Genomic DNA, 229 nt, shown 5'->3' with positions numbered 1-229 from the left:
ATCTTCCAGGGCTCCTCCCTGCTCACCCTGCTGCGCTGGATGCGGCCTCCGCGCATCACCGTGAAGCTGGACGGCGCGCACCCCCCCGCCGCCTCGCATCCTCAGAAGATCGTGGTGCTGGACGACAGCCTCGCCTTCTGCGGCGGCATCGACATGTCCGGCGACCGCTGGGACACCCGCGCGCACAGCGACCTCGAACCCCGCCGCATCACCCCCGGCGGCGCGCCCT

At 72.1% G+C, this 229-nt stretch carries 1 protein-coding gene; it reads left to right on the top strand.

Annotation, left to right across the window (positions count from 1 at the left end; translation table 11 throughout):
- The coding region (locus AC0IW9_RS32240) for a phospholipase D-like domain-containing protein (RefSeq protein WP_471652340.1) at positions 1-229 on the top strand (229 nt) is incomplete at both ends.

This window comes from Belnapia sp. AC561 (genome assembly GCF_979252845.1).
The sequence above is the reverse complement of the archived record's forward strand: the minus strand, read 5'-3'. Positions and strand labels throughout refer to the sequence as shown.